17 protein-coding genes and 1 pseudogene are annotated in these 18645 nt (G+C 36.0%); 8 read left to right on the top strand and 10 right to left on the bottom strand.

Going from position 1 to position 18645, the window contains the following annotated elements; translation table 11 throughout:
• Nucleotides 1-13 precede the first annotated feature (13 nt).
• From H8B04_RS15040 to H8B04_RS15025, 5 genes are all read left to right on the top strand, one after another.
• Nucleotides 14-547: a plastocyanin/azurin family copper-binding protein gene (locus H8B04_RS15040; protein WP_165292378.1), complete on the top strand. Its 534-nt coding sequence runs from the start codon at nucleotides 14-16 to the stop codon at nucleotides 545-547.
• Nucleotides 548-669: 122 nt separating this feature from the next.
• The gene (gene lpdA, locus H8B04_RS15035) at nucleotides 670-2076 is read left to right on the top strand and encodes a dihydrolipoyl dehydrogenase (protein WP_190302865.1); all 1407 of its coding nucleotides are present in this window, start codon (nucleotides 670-672) and stop codon (nucleotides 2074-2076) included.
• A 66-nt stretch (nucleotides 2077-2142) separates the two neighbouring features.
• A complete protein-coding gene (locus tag H8B04_RS15030; RefSeq protein WP_165292376.1) occupies nucleotides 2143-2547 on the top strand; it encodes an acyl-CoA thioesterase in 405 nt (134 codons plus the stop codon).
• Between the two features lie 165 nt (nucleotides 2548-2712).
• Complete coding sequence (locus tag H8B04_RS17300) at nucleotides 2713-2847, top strand: hypothetical protein (protein WP_262891421.1); 135 nt, start codon at nucleotides 2713-2715, stop codon at nucleotides 2845-2847.
• A gap of 434 nt (nucleotides 2848-3281) precedes the next feature.
• The gene (locus H8B04_RS15025) at nucleotides 3282-4391 is read left to right on the top strand and encodes a hypothetical protein (protein ID WP_190302864.1); all 1110 of its coding nucleotides are present in this window, start codon (nucleotides 3282-3284) and stop codon (nucleotides 4389-4391) included.
• A gap of 56 nt (nucleotides 4392-4447) precedes the next feature.
• On the opposite strand, the gene H8B04_RS15020 is transcribed toward H8B04_RS15025, so the two are convergent.
• Together H8B04_RS15020 and H8B04_RS15015 are read right to left on the bottom strand one after the other, a co-directional pair.
• Nucleotides 4448-4747, bottom strand: coding sequence for a DUF3817 domain-containing protein (locus tag H8B04_RS15020; protein ID WP_165292374.1), 300 nt, complete (start codon nucleotides 4745-4747; stop codon nucleotides 4448-4450).
• Nucleotides 4748-4840: 93 nt separating this feature from the next.
• Nucleotides 4841-5662: an SGNH/GDSL hydrolase family protein gene (locus tag H8B04_RS15015; RefSeq protein ID WP_165292373.1), complete on the bottom strand. Its 822-nt coding sequence runs from the start codon at nucleotides 5660-5662 to the stop codon at nucleotides 4841-4843.
• Between the two features lie 236 nt (nucleotides 5663-5898).
• Here H8B04_RS15015 and lpdA (H8B04_RS15010) point away from each other — a divergent pair, with 236 nt between their 5' ends.
• On the top strand, nucleotides 5899-7287 hold the full coding sequence (gene lpdA / locus H8B04_RS15010) for a dihydrolipoyl dehydrogenase (protein WP_190302863.1): 1389 nt from the start codon (nucleotides 5899-5901) through the stop codon (nucleotides 7285-7287).
• Nucleotides 7288-7379: 92 nt separating this feature from the next.
• On the opposite strand, the pseudogene ltrA reads toward lpdA (H8B04_RS15010), so the two are convergent.
• From ltrA to H8B04_RS14975, 7 genes and pseudogenes are all read right to left on the bottom strand, one after another.
• Nucleotides 7380-8477: pseudogene (ltrA, locus tag H8B04_RS15005) on the bottom strand (group II intron reverse transcriptase/maturase); the annotation flags it as partial.
• A gap of 906 nt (nucleotides 8478-9383) precedes the next feature.
• Complete coding sequence (locus tag H8B04_RS15000; RefSeq protein ID WP_190302861.1) at nucleotides 9384-10550, bottom strand: IS4 family transposase; 1167 nt, start codon at nucleotides 10548-10550, stop codon at nucleotides 9384-9386.
• 103 nt (nucleotides 10551-10653) lie between these two features.
• Nucleotides 10654-11670: a LacI family DNA-binding transcriptional regulator gene (locus H8B04_RS14995; RefSeq protein ID WP_223815450.1), complete on the bottom strand. Its 1017-nt coding sequence runs from the start codon at nucleotides 11668-11670 to the stop codon at nucleotides 10654-10656.
• Nucleotides 11671-11714: 44 nt separating this feature from the next.
• The gene (locus tag H8B04_RS14990; protein WP_190302860.1) at nucleotides 11715-13364 is read right to left on the bottom strand and encodes a S41 family peptidase; all 1650 of its coding nucleotides are present in this window, start codon (nucleotides 13362-13364) and stop codon (nucleotides 11715-11717) included.
• 11 nt (nucleotides 13365-13375) lie between these two features.
• Nucleotides 13376-13933, bottom strand: coding sequence for an HAD family hydrolase (locus H8B04_RS14985; RefSeq protein WP_190302859.1), 558 nt, complete (start codon nucleotides 13931-13933; stop codon nucleotides 13376-13378).
• Nucleotides 13933-14403 (bottom strand): ATP-grasp domain-containing protein, encoded by a 471-nt coding sequence (locus H8B04_RS14980; RefSeq protein ID WP_165292564.1) that lies wholly within the window; start codon nucleotides 14401-14403, stop codon nucleotides 13933-13935. Before H8B04_RS14980 ends, H8B04_RS14985 begins: the two co-directional genes overlap by 1 nt.
• Before the next feature lie 19 nt (nucleotides 14404-14422).
• Nucleotides 14423-15073, bottom strand: a complete 651-nt coding sequence (locus H8B04_RS14975; RefSeq protein ID WP_190302867.1) for an ABC transporter ATP-binding protein — start codon at nucleotides 15071-15073, stop codon at nucleotides 14423-14425.
• Between the two features lie 138 nt (nucleotides 15074-15211).
• Between H8B04_RS14975 and sucC the strand changes: the two genes are divergently transcribed.
• Entirely contained in the window at nucleotides 15212-16408 is a 1197-nt protein-coding gene (sucC, locus tag H8B04_RS14970) for an ADP-forming succinate--CoA ligase subunit beta (protein WP_190302858.1), read from the top strand.
• An 86-nt stretch (nucleotides 16409-16494) separates the two neighbouring features.
• Here sucC and H8B04_RS14965 read toward each other — a convergent pair whose 3' ends face one another.
• Entirely contained in the window at nucleotides 16495-16674 is a 180-nt protein-coding gene (locus H8B04_RS14965) for a hypothetical protein (RefSeq protein ID WP_190302857.1), read from the bottom strand.
• A gap of 133 nt (nucleotides 16675-16807) precedes the next feature.
• Between H8B04_RS14965 and H8B04_RS14960 the strand changes: the two genes are divergently transcribed.
• On the top strand, nucleotides 16808-18523 hold the full coding sequence (locus H8B04_RS14960) for a hypothetical protein (protein ID WP_190302856.1): 1716 nt from the start codon (nucleotides 16808-16810) through the stop codon (nucleotides 18521-18523).
• The last annotated feature ends 122 nt before the right edge of the window (nucleotides 18524-18645 follow it).

Here is an 18645-nt window from a genome sequence, read left to right as displayed (position 1 = left end):
TTATATTAAAATTATGAAAAAATACTTTTTAATTCCTGCAATAGCTTTAGGTTTGACAATAGCATCTTGTGGGGGAGGAAACACAAAGACTGAAAGTGATAATACTGCAACAACTACGGAAGAATCAGCTTCTGATGTAACTGAAACGGTAGAAGGTATTGAAAATGTGACTTTATCTAATACATGGACGGTAACAGGTAATGACCAAATGAAATTCGACACTGAATTAATTCGTGTAAAAGCCGGAGAACCATTAGAGTTGACTTTCAAAAATGTAGGTACATTACCAAAAGAATCTATGGGACACAATATCGTGATTTTAAAACCTGGAGTTGATTTAGCAACTTTTGGTGGCGAAGCTGCTAGTGCCGCGGATAATGAATACATTCCAAAATCTTCATTATCTTCTATCGTAGAACATACTAAATTATTAGGTCCAGGCGAAGAAGACAAAATTTCTGTAACTTTAGAAAAAGGTGTATACGACTATATCTGTAGTTTTCCAGGTCACTTTGGTATGATGAAAGGTAAAATCGTCGCGGAATAAAATTTTCCAATGTAAAATATTCTTAATTAAAGGCACCAAAAGTGCCTTTTTTTATGCCAACATAATTTGGTAATAGTGAAGGATAAACCTTAACTTTGCAACAAAAATATAAAAAAGCAATTATGCAATACGACGTAATAGTAATTGGTAGTGGTCCAGGCGGTTATGTAGCCGCTATCCGTTGTGCTCAATTGGGTTTAAAAACAGCGGTAATTGAAAAATATAGCACTTTTGGTGGTACATGTTTGAATGTTGGATGTATCCCTTCAAAAGCTTTATTAGACACTTCAGAGCACTATCACAATGCTGCTCATGCTTTTGCAGATCACGGTATATCTGTGAAAGACTTAAAAATTGATGTTAAAAAAATGATCGATCGCAAAAATGATGTGATCGCACAAAATACAGCAGGTATCACTTACCTTTTTAAAAAGAACAAAATTGATTCTTACGAAGGTGTAGGTTCATTCGTGAATAAAAACACCATCAAAATCACGAAAAAAGATGGTTCTGCAGAAGAAATTACTGGTAAAAATGTAATCATTGCTACTGGTTCTAAACCAACAGCATTGCCTTTCCTACCTATCGACAAAAAACGTATCATCACTTCTACTGAAGCTTTAAACTTACAAGAAGTTCCTAAACACTTAATCGTTATCGGCGGTGGTGTTATCGGTCTTGAGTTAGGTTCAGTATATGCTCGTCTTGGTGCCAAAGTATCGGTAATTGAATACGCTAAATCAATTATCAGTACGATGGACGGCGGTTTAGGTAAAGAATTACAACGCGTATTGAAAAAATCTTTAGGCATGGAATTCTTCTTAGGTCACAAAGTAACAGGTGCTACTGCAAAAGGTAAAACTGTTACTGTAACTGCTGAAGACGCAAAAGGTCAAGCGGTATCATTCGAAGGTGATTACTGTATCGTTTCTGTAGGTCGTGTAGCTTATACAAAAGACTTAGGGTTAGAAAATATCGGCATTACTCCAGAAGAAAGAGGAAATAAAATCACTGTAAACGAACACTTAGAAACAGCCGTGGAAGGCGTTTACGCTATCGGTGACGTGGTGAAAGGTGCTATGTTAGCGCACAAAGCTGAGGACGAAGGTATTTATGTAGCAGAACGTATTGCTGGTCAAAAACCACATATCGACTACAACTTAATCCCTGGTGTAGTATACACTTGGCCAGAAGTTGCTTCTGTTGGAAAAACTGAAGAACAATTGAAAGAAGCAGGAGTAAAATACAAATCAGGTTCATTCTCATTCAAAGCCTCAGGTCGTGCAAAAGCTTCAGGCGATACGGATGGTTTCGTAAAAGTATTGGCAGATGCCGCTACTGACGAAGTATTAGGTGTTCACATGATTGGTCCCCGTGCAGCAGACATGATTGCAGAGGCTGTGGTAGCTATGGAATACAGAGCTTCAGCAGAAGATATTTCTAGAATCTGCCATGCTCACCCTACTTACACAGAAGCAATTAAAGAAGCTGCTCTTGCAGCAACAGATAACAGAGCTATTCACGCTTAAAAAAAATTTAAAGAGGCAAAGCAATTTGCCTCTTTTCTTTTGTTTCTCATTTTATATTCAACTATAATGAACTTTCACACTAGAAAATGGGTAAAACCTGAGGATCTAAATCCGAACGGTTCACTTTTTGGAGGCACGCTCCTACGCTGGATTGATGAAGAAGCTGTTATTTATGCCATTGTACAATTAGGCAATCCACACGTAGTAACTAAGTTTATTTCTGAGATTAACTTTGTTAGTTCAGCTAAGCAAGGTGATATTATTGAGCTAGGTATCACAGCAACGGAATTCGGTAGAACTTCCATCACACTAACATGTCAAGTTCGCAATAAAATTACTCGAAAAACGATTCTTTCTATCGATAAGTTGGTATTTGTGAATCTGGATAAAGAAGGAGTTCCCACTCCTCATGGAAAAACGGAAATTACTTATGCCTATATGAGCATAAATGATCTTCCTCAAAAGGACTAATCTCCTTCCTCAAAGTATAAAGTATTGATAATACAATACGATGTCAATACTTTATAATTTTTATCGTAATTTTTTTTCACTATAATGCAGAATAAAATTTACACAAAGTAAATTTTATAACAAATTGAGATTATTGATCGCATATTAATTAATTAATTTCACCTTATGCAAACCAAAAAACATAAATATTATAAACCCATAATTTTTCTCCATACTATTAATATAGAAGATGATATCTTCTCTACATGGACAGACAAGATGATTTATCCTTTTCATGAAGGTTTGCGGGTAATTGCTTAATTGGGTAAATACAAATTTTCCATACAATCAAGTCTTCGATAAAGAGTAGTTTATAATGAAAAAAATTACTCTGTATCCATTTAGTAAATATCTCCCCTATAAAATCAAAGTAGAAAAATAGCTACAACAAGATAAACTATAGATTAATTTTTAGAATTATTTTAATATTAATTAAGTATTTAATTAATTTTTCGAAATGCCAAACAATAAATACACCAAACCTAGAATTTTTCTACATATAATTAATGTAGAACACAGCCTATGTACAGGCTCAAATTATAATTTGATCCAACCAAATCAAGATGGCTTTTTAATACATTCATGGGAAGATGAAGAAATTATAAATGTAGATTTCCAATTAAAAAATTAATACTTAAGACATGCGTAATATAAAATTACACTCATTAATAATTATTATTATTTCAAATCTATTAATGAACTGTACTAAGATAGATGAGGAGATAAGTAAAAACGGAGAAATAATAGCTATAGGTATAGGAAATATTTCCGTAGAGAAAATGGATGTTTATACCCCTACAACACAAAAAAATGCTACTACTACTAGTTCCAATTCATTTTCACAAACAAATGACAACAGTCAAACAATTGGATACAGCATAACCTATGGGGCTACTGAAAAAATCAATAAGTCAAAACTAGCCGCAACTGAGATTGCATACGACTTAAAAACAGGCTGGAGATATAAACTAATTGCCTACGACAAAGATGGCAATCAAGCTGATTTAGTTACATACATCAGATGTAATATAGAAAGTGAGAAACAAACATTAAAACTTATTAACGGCGAAACATATACTTTCGTATGCTATTCTGAATACAATACGACAAATTCTAATAATGGAACCATTCCAACACTGAAAGCCCTAACAACAACGAATTTAAATACTGCTGAAATAAGTTCGTTAGATGGTGGCGCAGCTTTTATGTTTTGGAAAGAAACACACAAAGTTACTAAAGAATTAAAGCTTAGAATTAATTTAAGGCATCAATTCCATGGCTACGAAATCCGCTTAAAAGCACCTGCAGGGTACACATTTAGCATATCTAATGGAACTGCGTCAGGTTTAGGAGCTCGAATTTATCCTTCTGTAACACAAGTAAGGTTTAAAATAAGTGATTTGACATTAACCCAAGCAATACCAAATCCAAGTCGTCCTAATCCAGACACTGTGAATACACACTTTGAGAAATTAATGGGATCAGACTATCTTACGCCTTACATTACCATTGGAAGAACAATTAGGTTCGTAGATCCTGATAATAAAACTTCATTATTGGGTGATAACGCTAAATTCGTCCAAGAACTCTATTGCGATGAGACCTCTATGTTGACTATTCACGATCAAAATTTTCCAATATATACAAAATATAAATCTGTCATTAGGATACATGATTTGAGGCTACGTAAAGTTTCAAATAATGCAACAACGTCTAATCAGACACTATTTATTCATAATATTGACATGAAAAGATATAAAATGAATAGGATAACTATAAATCTTATTCCCCCAGCCGGATTTTAAGATTAAGCTTTTTTTGAAGAATCGCAACTATCCTTAATAAAACAAAAGCAAGCTAATTAGCTTGCTTTTGTTTTATTAAGGATGTCTTTCTTTACATCTCGTTCGACCCAGAAAGAAATAATAGGTATCAAAGAAAGTACAAAGTATTTTACTACTCTAGAAAATTTCCAATTAAAAGTTTGCCAACACATAATCAAAAGGATTACGAATATAACCACTAAAAATCCGTGTATCGAACCCGCCACTCTTACTGCCTCAGGAATGCCTGCAAAATATTTTAATGGCATTGCAATAAAGAATAACACAATAGTTGAAATCGCTTCCCACAAAGCTACTTGCTGAAAAATTCGTAACATACTTATAAATTAATTCGCTACGAAAATAACCATTATTAAGTGTTAAAAAATAGTTATAATCTATATTGACCAAAGACTGACAAAATTCGTATATTAAAATTTACCAGGAAATTGTAGCAACTGACACATAATTGTTTGAGCCATTCTATTATGTCCATCCGCATTAGGGTGGAGCAAATCCTTTTGTTTATTCGCAAAATACATAGCATGAGAATCTACCAAAGGTGATAGTCCCGAAGTACCAAACAAGTCAATAATTGGTAAAGACCAATATTGTCCAGCTTTTTTGATGCCCTCCACATAATCATCAATATACAATCCAACTCCATTCGCATAGCGTTCGTCAGGTTGCACATTCTTTTCATTAAAGTGCGCGTATCCACGATGAATAGGTGTCAAAAGTATGATTTGTTGTTGGGGAAAATGCTGTTTTAAGAAAGATAATACGCTATTGATTCTGCCATAAAAAGTATTTGTATCAAAAGAACTTTCCCTAAACTTTCTTTGTACTTGTTCACCATTATGATTGGTGAGTTGTAATGATTCAGTATATAGTGTCCCCATTTCCGTATTGGAATTATAATCATTCGTACCCGCAAAAATAATTATTGCTGACAATTCATCTATCCCCAAATCTTTTAGTTCTTGAGCTTGTACCATTATATCATTCCAAGTATGTCCGCTTCTTGCGAAAACATATGATTGAATCCCTAAATAATCTTCTAAATACTCCCAATACACTTTCTTCGTTCCTATCCTTCTTTTATCGGTAATAGAATCGCCTAAATAAGCTACTTTAGCTTTATACCATTGCGTTTGGCGCAAATTAGAGGTTAGATCTGAAGAAGTTACAGATTGAGTACATCCGCTCAAGGATAATAATAGTAAGATTAAAGTAAAAAACAGGTTTTTCATTATAGATTGATTCGTTTATAAAAGGTATTTCAATATCGCTTATATTTCTCTAAAAAGAGGCAATTCTGAGGAATTAAATTATCAAAAAATAAAATATTTAAAAAGCATCACCTCAAATAAAGGAAACAATATTTATTAGTTTTAGTCAATTACCTATCAATATAGTATAGTGAAGCCAAAAAAAAAGTGTATTTTTGGCTACAAAATTTGAAAAAGAAAACTAATTCAAAAACTATATGAACTACGACATTATTGTGATTGGATCTGGACCGGGTGGTTATGTTGCTGCTATCCGTGCATCTCAATTAGGTTTTAAGACTGCCGTTGTAGAGCGCGAAGCTTTAGGCGGTATTTGTTTAAACTGGGGATGTATTCCTACAAAAGCTTTATTAAAAAGTGCTCAAGTATTTGAATACTTAAACCATGCTGAAGAATACGGTATTAAAGTACAAGGCGGAGAAGCTGACTTTGGTGCAATTGTAAAAAGAAGTCGTGGTGTCGCTGATGGAATGAGCAAAGGTATCCAATTCTTAATGAAAAAGAACAAGATCGATGTGATCATGGGTACTGCTAAAATCAAAAAAGGTGGCAAAGTAGAAGTAAAAGCTGCAGACGGCAGTGTAAAAGAATATACAGCAAAACATACAATCTTAGCAACAGGTGCTCGTTCGAGAGAATTACCTAACTTGCCTCAAGATGGTAAAAAAATCATTGGCTACCGCCAAGCTATGAACTTACCTCAACAACCTAAATCTATGGTAGTTGTTGGTTCTGGTGCTATCGGTGTAGAATTTGCTTATTTCTATAATGCAATTGGTACAAAAGTAACTATCGTTGAATTCATGGACCGCATCGTCCCTGTAGAAGACGAAGAAGTATCAAAACAATTAGAAAAATCTTTGAAAAAAGCAGGTATCGATATCTTGACTAAATCTGAAGTAACTTCAGTAGATACTTCGGGTGCTTTATCAAAAGTAAATATCAAAACTGCGAAAGGTACAGAAGTAATCGAAGCTGAAATCGTATTATCAGCGGTAGGTATTGCTCCAAACATCGAAAACATCGGTTTAGAAGAAGTTGGTGTCAAAGTAGATAAAGGTCGTGTAGTAGTTGATGATTTCTACAAAACAAATGTAGATGGCGTTTATGCTATCGGTGATATCGTAAAAGGGCAAGCTTTGGCACACGTTGCTTCAGCAGAAGCCATTACTTGTGTAGAGAAAATCAAAGGTTTACACGTCGAACCTATTAATTACAACAACATCCCTGGATGCACTTACTGTTCGCCAGAAATTGCTTCTGTAGGTCTTACAGAAAAAGCAGCTCGTGAAGCTGGTTATGAAATCAAAGTGGGTAAATTCCCATTCTCTGCATCAGGTAAAGCATCTGCTGCGGGTGCAAAAGACGGTTTCGTTAAAGTAATTTTCGATGCAAAATACGGTGAATTCTTAGGTGCACATATGATTGGTGCTAACGTAACTGAAATGATTGCTGAAGTAGTTGTAGCGCGTAAATTAGAAACAACTGGTCACGAAATTATTAAATCAGTTCACCCTCACCCAACAATGAGTGAAGCTATTATGGAAGCTGCCGCAGATGCTTATGGTGAAGTAATTCACTTATAGGACTAAGCTGACTATAGAGTAGGAAGGTAATCATTATTTGATTACCTGACCCCTCACACCACCGTACTTGCCGTTCGGCATACGGCGGTTCATTAAACATTAACAGTCTTTGGGGCTATTATATCGGTTAGGTATAATAGTCCTTCTTTCTTTAAAAATGCAGTGGTAAGCGTTCGTTTTAGGATTGGGCTATTTACAGTGCGCCACGGGCCTTTACGGGTATTACCCCATTGATAAGCTTGATTGGGAGTCACTCCTAATTTCTTGAGCTCCCTCACACGCGTCTTGACCCTCTTCCATTGGTTCCAGTAACATAGTCTAACACGGCTGCGCATCCATTCGTCTAAGGTTGAGAATATACTGCGCGTTTCACTTAACTTGAAGTAGCTTCCCCACCCTTGGTTCAATCTTCGGATTTGCATCATGCGCTCACCTATAGATAGAGGGCTTCTACGACGAGTAATTTTACGGATTTTATCCTTGTAGATACTAATACTTTTACCATGTACACTAATTCCTTTGCTGCCCTTCTTATGATAGAACGTAAACCCCAATAAGCGTGTGCTCCAAGGACGTGTAACAATACTCTTTTCTACATTTACTTTCAGTTTTAGTTCCTTTTCAATATACTTACTGATGCTTTCCATTACTCGATCTCCTGCTCGTTTACTTTTAACATAGATACTACAATCATCTGCATAGCGAACAAAGCGGTGACCTCTACTTTCCAGTTCCTTATCTAGTTTATCTAGTATGATATTAGAAAGCAATGGACTTAATGGACCGCCTTGCGGAACACCCTGTTTGCAAGAAGTCAATTTGCCTTCATCCAGAATATCGGCACGAAGGATCCGATGAATTAGTTTCAAAACTCGCTTGTCAATGATCTTCTTGCTTAGTTCATTCATTAAGTAGTCATGGTTTACTCGGTCAAAGAATTGGGCAAGGTCCAGATCTACAACATGGCTATATCCCGAGTTAATGTATTCTTTGGCTTTTACTAATGCTTGGTGGGCATTCTTCTCTGAACGAAAACCATAGCTATGTTCCGAAAAGTCAGGATCATACATTCTTACCAAAACCTGAGAGATGGATTGTTGGATAAGCCTATCCATATAGGTAGGAATACCCAATAGACGTTCTCCGCCATTGGGTTTAGGGATTTTAACACGTTTAATAGGCAAAGGGCGATATTCGCCATGCTCTCTCTAGTTGTAATTTAACATCACGCCATTCCCATGAGAGCTGTTCTTTAAATTCAACGTGACCCACATTATCAGTACCGGGTGCTCCTTTGTTTCCTACAACCTGATCGTATGCCTGATGTAGGTTGCTACTACTGATAATTTCTTCCAGTAACATCTCGTTTTGCATTCTTTTTTTTCGCTGTTTCCGTGTCTTCTGTTTTCTTTCAAGATATCGCTCAGCGCTCCCTGCTACTTTTCTGCTTCCAGCATATCCCTTACAGGGCAGCTCTCCATTCGAAGTTTTCTGCTTTCTTTACGATAAGCCCAATTCGCATAGTTTAAACGGACGTTTAATGTTCAGCCCTTCCTTCCTAAAAAAAAAAAGTACTACGGCGTCTGCTGACTTCTGTCAAACCAATGATGTATCACTACAAAATTTTGTTCCTTAGGGAGTCGCTCCTCCAGCCGGCAACAGTGTGACAGATCTCCCCGGGTAAGAACGTGAACTTTCTCTCCATATACCTGTCGAATATACAGCGGGATGTTTCGGATAGTTTTGGGCTTTGTCTTGTTATGCAGACTCACCCACATCCAACTGCCTAATTCGCCTCCTGTACGTCAGGCCAGAGATTTACCGCCAGCTTCCTTCAGATTCCTCCTCACGGAGGACACCCTTGCCTTAAGTTAACGTTTCCCACTATCAAGGCACGTTCGGGACTCACACCCTAGAGTTCACGCCCATGCCGGGCGCACATAAAAAAAAAGGATACATTTTATAAGAATGTATCCTTTTTTTATGCCTAAAATCATTACTGTCCTAAATAAATTTTAGGCCGCAGATTATCTGCTATCTTCTATGAATTAAGGAAGCTTTTGTTAAAAAATCCGAAATATACCCTCTCTATTGTTTTAGAAGAGTTTAAACTGTCCAATTTTATCAGGAGGTTTACCAGAAAAGAATGGATCATTAGCCCATTTCCAGAGATCAATTTTCACAAATATATTTAATCGAATAAAGTTCACAAGATTGGATAAATTCCAATCGTATTTAGCTTTTTTCTGAATGTATTTAAAGAGTAGTATTCCTATTAATGCAGTCCAAATTTGAATGTAGACAGCATTTTCTGAGGTTCCTACAAAACTGGTTACTTTCAGACGCTGTTTTAGATGCTTAAAGAAAGTTTCAATCTCCCATCTTTCTTTATATAAGGCCGCTACTGTTGATGCTTTCCAGGTGAAATTGTTTGTTAAAAACTCATATTCAGCCTTATTTATGCTGTCCCAAAAACATACTATACGCATTTTCTTTCCTTGATAGTGCTTTTTAGCATCCCCAAGTTCAATAATTTGATCCTGAAGGACGCCGCTGTCCTGGAGTGCCTCACTTTGAAATGTTTTCACTATCGTATATTTCATGTTGCTTTTACTGCGTGTGACAAAAAAGGAATGATTGCTGTCCAAAACGTTCATCCAAGCATAATCAACGTAGCCTCTATCCACAACCACCACACAGCCTTTAGGAAATGAAATGGTCTTGGCGATTTTAGATTCATGTTGTTTACCATCTGTGATATGCACAAAACTGGGCATACAGCCATCATAATCAAGTATAGTATGAAGTTTTACAGCTCCCTTAGCACTGCGGAATTTAGCCCAGTCAAATACACTTAAGCATAAAGGAATAATAGTAGCATCCATGAAATATACTTTACGCTTGAGTCTGTTAAGCTCGGTGCGTCTTGGAGAATCTTTACGCCACAAATCATCCAAAAGTTTATAATACAAATCTCGAAATAGGCCATGATTACGATGTTGGTTGATGTAAGAGAGGTTGGACTTGCTTGGCGTTCTAGAGATACCCATATGACTCATGTTTCCTGTAGTACTACGAAGCCCATTAGAAATATCACGAACGGAATCAGCTAAGGAAAGATGGCAGAAAAGCATACTTACAAAGTGTGTCCAACTATTAATTCCTTTATGGTGTTTATCGGAATGATATTGTTGAACCAATTTGTTGAAAATATTGCGATCTACTAGTCCTAATATCTGAGAAAATACGTTTATATTTACCATGGCGGTTGGTTAATTTTAGCGAATTAAATATAGCAATCCCTGCTATATAAATACACCGCCATTTTTATCTTATTTAGGACGGTACTGGCCTAAAATATAAAGTTTATTGATAAACTAATTTGGAGGCAAAAATATGATCTTGAATTATTTCTTCACTATCCTTATTATCCAACAACTCCAATAAAATACTAGCCGCTTTGGCACCTTGTTCAGCTGGATATTGTTCGATACTTGCCAATGGCGGATTATCCATGTATTTCCATAATGAATAATTTGCAAAACTTATTACCTGAATATCGTGTCCTAAATAGATTCCCTTTTCTTTTGCATATCTGATGATGTCAAAAGTAACGTAATCATTGAACGCTAAGATTGCCGAAGGCCTATCAGCCAAGTCTCTTAATTTCTCCATCGCTTGGTAATTGCTTTCTTCTGTCAAATCCGAATAAACTACATATTTATCATCAAAATTTAGCCCGTTATCCAACAAAGCTTTTTTGAAAGACAATGTACGCTCGCCAGACGCTTTCAAGGTCTCAGGACCATTGATTAATGCGATTTGCTTATGACCGCGCTCCGCGAAAGCTTGAACAGCCTCTTGAATACCTGTAGAAAGATCGCAATACACTTTAGGCACATCATCCACACCTTCAGGCACACAATCAAAAAACACAATTGGAATTTCGTATTTGCGTAGACGTTCAATAAAATCCAGATTAGTCGTATTCTTTCCTAATGACATAAGTATACCATCCACACGATGTGTTCTGAAACTATTGATAATATTAAGCTCACGTTCTGGATTATCTAAGGACTGTCCTAAAAGTACAGTAAACTTCTTTTCACCTGCCACTTCTTCGATTGCACTGATCGCTGATGCAAAAAAAGGCTCGGACAACTTAGGAAGAATCACCCCTAAAGTAAAAGTCTTACGTTGTTTGAAAAAGATGGCTGTCTGGTTGGGTTCGTAGTTTAATTCTTCAGCGAGCTTTTTTACTCGCATAGTCGTCACTAAACCTATACTTGGGTGATCATTCAATGCACGCGAAACTGTTGAGGGAGAAATTCTTAGTTTGCGCGCTATTTCCTTAATCGTGATAGGCTTATTGGGCTTATTCATAGAACTCATCAAATATATTAATCTCTAAAGTCTAAAGATAAGGATTAAAAATGAATCTTTTTGGTAGGAAATTTATACATACCGCGTATTTTATTGGATTTGAACCCTTCTTCCATAAATTTTCGATCAAAATTAGTATTCGGAGAAACTGAACGCGTAGCTGTACTCTTAAAATTACCAGATTTTATATGATTTAAGGCTGCAGATAGCATAGATTCTTCTTGTTGACCAAAATCAAAGAATGAATCATACTCCCAAACATGTGTATTAGGTTTTAAACCATCAAAATAATCGCCATACCCATTCTTATTGAACATCTGAAAAGATGTTACATACAATTCATTGCTTATACTAACGATATCTATTGGAAAGAAACCTACAGGTTTGCCATACGTATTCTTTGCAATAGTTGTATTATTTTCTGAACGGTAAGTACCGATCATATACACATTCATATAAGGTGTCAAATTGTTAATGAGCAACTCACTGGCTGATGCTGTTTCCTCAGAAACCAAAAAGTAAATATTTGACACATTCAAATTACCTTTCTTATTGAATTTTACGGGCGCAAAATCTTCACCTTCATCATCCCAACCTAACTGTTTGAGGATATCATTAATCTTGTAGGAATACATCAAACTACCAGAAGCAGAACTGCGCACCAACAAATCAGATAAATATTCTGCAGTCAATACCGATCCTCCCCCATTGTACCTTAAATCCACCACAATATTTTCTACGTTTTTAGAAGAAAAGCTATTGAAAACCTCGCTTAGTCGCGATTGAAAAGGTTTTGTTACACCTTTATCTAAAACCCAAGCATCCGTTGATAAAAAAGAACTAAGTCCAAGGTAGGCTACATTTTTGTTCCCTGCCACTAAAACAGTATCTGCAAAAACAGCATCTGCATAACTATTTCTGGCATAGGCAATACTTACAGTCTTTTCTTGACCTGTTGGAGTTTTATACTCTATAGCTAGATTAGCCAAGTTCAGGTAATTATTTAGCTCCCGGAAATTAGAAGCTTTTTGGCTGTTATAATCTATTTTGGTATCGCCATTAAGACTAATGATTTGCTGTCCACGTCGCAAACCCGCTTTATATGCAGCTGAATTTTTTTCGACAAAACGGATATACAAACCGCTATTTAAGTTATTAGCGTCTTTTTGCAGATACATCAAATCCATCCCAAATCCTGAGATATACCCTTGCTGAATAGCACCTGTTACAAAACCACCTCTATCCAAAAAACTATACCAATCATAAGCTTTGCTTTCACCTGCCTGATGGGTGTATAATATATCGCTGAAATAAGAAAAATAGTTACCGCTTCCAATATTAGGTTTCACTTTATTACCAACCACACTGACCTTGGTCGTATACATCAAATAGCCTAATACATCCCCTGCTGACTGAAAATACTTAGTGTAATTATTTTTGAGGTAATCGACAGAATCCATCACCCCGATACGAGAAGTGGTAGGGCTAATTGCTTTCTCCCACAGTGATAAATATTTGTAATAATACCATACGGAATCTTTGAGTCTATTCTCGTAAGTATCGTCTGTGTAAGTTCTAGTTGTGTCTATCGCATATCGTGTGGGGTCATCTCGCTCATCGTCATCTCGCTCACAGGAAACAAAAAATATGGCTACAATTGATAGCAAAAAAAAGATATGTGAATATTTTTTCATTACCGAAACGCTTAATCCAACACTAACAAACTGTCTTCCAGCACGCTAAACTCTTGTGCAAGATAAGGAATAATGTCTATTTTTTGATGCAGTAATTCATCTACAAAATAGATTTTAATTTGCTCTTTATACGGGGTTAAAATATCCCAATCAATGAATTTCAACTTATTCAGCTGTTCTACAGGATTACCTTCCGTGAGAATAGCAACTTGTTTATTGGCTTCAAAAAGCTTGTTTAATTCCGCTTTTACATTCGTAAAAAGCTCTAAACGTAGTGGAAGTTGCGCATTGGCTTTTAAGCGTTCTAGATTTTCACGGTACTTTTCTTCAATACCAAATACTTCTTTTGCCGCATCGAAGGCCTTTTCTTCGCCATGATACAAGTAAACTTTCTTCATGAAATTAGCCAAGTCGTTAGCCTTTACAGTACCTTCTGTGAATTCGTAAAAACTTCCAAAAAGGTAATACACTTGCAACAAATAATCCTGTTTTGGAAACAAGACATCATCCAATTCGAATGCGTATACCTCTTTATCTAATGCAATCTCACCTATATTCTTATTCTCCATTATCTCGCTACCGCTAAAAAGAAATCCATTTCTGAATCAGACAATACACCTAATCCGTTTATCTCGATATCTACCTGTCTATGCGACAACAAATCTGTCTTATCCAGCAAAATACTTAACGGCAATTCTTTTCCTGGATTTGGCAATATTTCCAACTCTTGCAATTGTTGTTTTGTAGGGCAGATAATACAAATACCGTATTCTTCAAACAGCAACAATGATTCCGATAAGGCTTCAATCTCTTGCAGTTGTAGAGGTAAAATGTATTCGTAATTATTATCTAATGCCAATTTCAACATTTCGTGAGCAAATGTTGGGTTTACTCCTTTCGGAATTTTCACAAACTTGTCCTGCATGAACGCAGGTAATTCGTCTGATGTAGCTTGAATGATTTCAAATCGATCTGCTAACAATTTTGAGACACGCAGCCCTAAGCTATGTGTAGCACTGGTAATTAATATTTTTTTCAAATCCTTCCCTCTCTATTTCTTAAAATATATTTCCATCTTTCATATGGATCGTACGATCCGAAATATTTGCTAAATCCTCATTGTGGGTTACAATCACAAAAGTATGTCCCATAGAGTCACGCAAATCAAAAAACAACTTATGCAAAGCAGCCGCATTTTCGGAATCTAAATTACCCGAGGGCTCATCCGCCAAAATGATTTTTGGATTATTGATCAAAGCGCGCGCTACAGAAATACGTTGCTGCTCGCCTCCTGATAACTGCGAAGGCTTATGATTAGCTCGACTTGCTACCCCAAGCAAATCCAACAATTCCATTGCTCTCTTCTCTGCTATATCTGTTTTTGTCCCTCCAATATATGCGGGGATACACACATTTTCCAAAGCCGTAAATTCAGGCAATAAATGATGAAATTGAAACACGAATCCGATATGGAGGTTTCTAAAAGCACTCAATTCTTTAGAAGAAAGTCTATGGATAGCGGTATCATCAATAAATACCTCCCCCTGGTCGGCTTTGTCCAATGTCCCAATAATGTGCAACAAGGTACTTTTCCCTGCGCCCGAAGCGCCTACTATACTGACAATTTCACCTTTTTCTACAGTAAAATCTACTCCTTTGAGAATAGGAAGATTGCCGTATGATTTATAGATATTTGATGCTTTTAGAATCATGACACGAATTTAAGAAAAAGAATCAGATTGTCATTTTGATATAAGGCAATAAGCAGTAATGATTAACAAAAGTATCCAAATAAATTCTTGTCTCTTAAGAATAAAAGTCATATTTTTACGTCAAATTTTTTATCAATGAACATTCACGAATATCAAGGAAAAGAAATACTTAAAAGTTTTGGCGTTAGAGTCCAAGAAGGAATAGTTGCTGACACTCCAGAACAAGCAGTAGCTGCTGCTCAAAAAATGAAGGAAGACTTCAACTCGGACTGGGTTGTAGTAAAAGCGCAAATTCATGCTGGTGGACGTGGTAAAGGTGGTGGTGTGAAATTAGCTAAAAACCACGATGAGGTATTACAACGTGCTACTGACATCATCGGTATGCAATTAGTAACTCCACAAACAGGTCCTGAAGGTAAAAAAGTAAATAAAGTATTAATCGCTCAAGATGTTTACTATCCTGGAGAAAGTGAAACAAAAGAGTTTTACATGTCCGTATTATTAGACCGTGGTACTGGTCGTAATATCATCATGTACTCTACTGAAGGTGGTATGGACATCGAAGAGGTTGCTGAAAAAACTCCTCATTTGATCTTCAAAGAAGAAATCGATCCTAAAGTAGGTTTACAAGGTTTCCAAGCACGTAAGATTGCCTTCAACTTAGGTTTATCAGGTGCTGCGCACAAAGACATGGTAAAATTCGTAGCTGCTTTATACAAAGCTTACGATTCTATCGATGCTTCGATGTTCGAAATCAACCCTGTATTAAAAACTTCAGATGATAAAATTTTAGCGGTAGACGCGAAAGTAAACTTAGACGAAAACGCTTTGTACCGTCATGCTGACATCGCTGCTATGCGCGACATCACAGAAGAAGATCCAACAGAAGTAGAAGCTGGTGAGTCAAACTTGAACTATGTAAAACTTGACGGTAACGTAGGTTGTATGGTGAATGGTGCTGGTCTTGCGATGGCAACTATGGATATCATCAAATTAGCTGGTGGCGAGCCTGCAAACTTCTTAGACGTAGGTGGTACTGCTAATGCTGAAACAGTAAAAGCTGGTTTCAACATTATCTTAAAAGATCCTAACGTAAAAGCTATCTTAATCAACATCTTCGGTGGTATCGTTCGTTGTGACCGTGTTGCTCAAGGTGTAATCGATGCTTACAATGAAATTGGTAACATTCCAGTTCCAATCATTGTACGTCTTCAAGGTACTAACGCTGCGGAAGCGAAAAAATTGATCGACGAATCAGGTCTTCAAGTTTACTCAGCAATCTTGTTAAAAGAAGCTGCTGAATTAGTAACTAAAGTATTAGAAGGTAAATAGTATTTTTTATACTTCGACAATAAAAAACCCCTCATAATCTTTGGATTTGAGGGGTTTTACTTTTGAATTTAGTGCAAGAATTTTCACTAAAAGATCTCCGTTTCCCAGCCAAACGCATCCGTTAATTCATAGTCATCCATTATCGTAGGAACATTATCATTGGGATTTTCTCCTCCAAAAGTTAAACGCGTTGAACCTACACAAATGCTCTCTTCTACATAGAACTCAAACTCACCAAAAACCGGAGGGTAATATTTTATCTTCATAAATAGATTTTTTAATCTAAAATTTTAAAATAATCTTGCAAAGATAAATTATTATTTCATGTTTGTAAATAATTTTCTAAAAAAGATAACTAATTAAAGTTAGTAACATCTACTATCATTAAGAAAAACGAATATGAAAACTTTTTTATTTCATAGCACAAATTGTGCTATCACACTCTTAATTTCCGTTGATATTAATCAAATTAGTGCCAACATCAGAAAAAACGAGGATCAAATTACCGAACATCACCAAATTATATTAAATAAGGCTAATACTCTTTTCTCTGATCTAAATTGTATAGGCTCGATATCCTATTCTGATATCAAAGGAGAATCAAAAGATATCACGATTGTGAATGAAATTGAAAAAAATGTCCCTTCTAAACCAAAACAGAAGAAAACGAAAAGGTATGCTGGTAGTAAAATGCAGAATGGTAAGAAATACAGAATATTAATATTTGATCAGAGTGGAAATAACTTTATAACTAAGCTTGATGCAACAGTTGATGAAGATGCTCCACGCTGGGAAAATGCAAAAAGAAATACTACTTACAAATGGATCGCATACACATTTAATAGTGAGAAACTTCCCAACTTTCCAAACACACCTACAGAAAGCGATTACACTCTTCAAATCTCAGCACCAAATGGAACTAAATTCACCTCTTTATATTGGGATCAAGGAACTATTACAACCGCTAATACAGCCCATATAGACAACAAATCAACTATTTTATTTCAAGCTAGACAAACTCTTTTTCAGGTTAAGATTAGCGGTAGAGCATTATTTGATAAAATTTTAAACTTCAGTGGGAAAATAGAAGGCCTCCCACTTACTGGCGACACATTTGATTTGAAATCAGGCAATTACACATCTAAAACTAACTCCCTATCACATGTTGACTTTGATATACAAGAATGCTTTAGTTCGAGTAATGACACTGTATTTAATTTAAATTTATACACTACTTTTGAAGGGAACATTCCTGCCAATGGAATTTCTTTGACGTTAAATCAAATTACATTTGCAACCGATGCATTTAATAAAGCTAATAAAAGTTCTAGAACACTTACTAGGAACAGATATGGCGATCCTCTTAAGTTTACGTTTAATTTTGCTGACGACAACATCACACTCAAGTTTGGTAAAAAAGCTAACATTTTATTTGACATGAGTCCTCCTATGATCTTAAGAGGAGGTCAATATTATGCAATTTCTAATTTATACTTCGACGAAATAAATCAAAAATATGCGCTCAGACATTATAATACAGACATATACGATCACCCTGATTTTAATGGATTGAACGGATCAAAACAAGAATATTTCAATTGGAAAGCTTTACGACCTGGTTTAAATGAAGTAAGTGGAAAGGGTGATCCTTGCGCATTTGCATACCCCAAAGGCTTCTATAAAATGCCCACACAGACCGCTCTAACCAGTCTAACAAGTTCTGCGTTTAGTAATTCCACAAATACAGCTACTGTTCCACGTAAGTTTGGAACCTTTGAAGTAGAAGGCTCATCTAGGATTGCCTATTTTGTTACGCATACAATGAGTTTCTTACCTTACAGTAATTTTCATGCGATTCCTTATTTACAATTGGGATATCGACAATCTGGAAGAGATTCATATGCTTTACGAGTCGATAATCCAAGTGAACAAGCTGCAGCACAACTGTGGAGCGATCAAGAGTTTGAAGGAAATAATTCAAATGCTTACTACTTATCTATTTCCAACAGCAATGCTTCAGCCCCTCTATCTGTTTCATTACAAAACGGAGCGAAAAATCAAGGGAGACAAATTAGATGCATGTATAATTTTCAATACATCTATGAAATAGAATAGAGTAGGAAGGTAATCATTATTTGATTACCTGACCCCTCACACCACCGTACGTGCCGTTCGGCATACGGCGGTTCATTAAACATTAACAGTCTTTGGGACTATTATATCGGTAAGATATAGTA

It is taken from the genome of Sphingobacterium litopenaei, assembly GCF_014692495.1.
Taxonomy (GTDB): Bacteria; Bacteroidota; Bacteroidia; order Sphingobacteriales; family Sphingobacteriaceae; genus Sphingobacterium; species Sphingobacterium litopenaei.
This window is presented reverse-complemented; position numbering and strand designations above follow the sequence as displayed.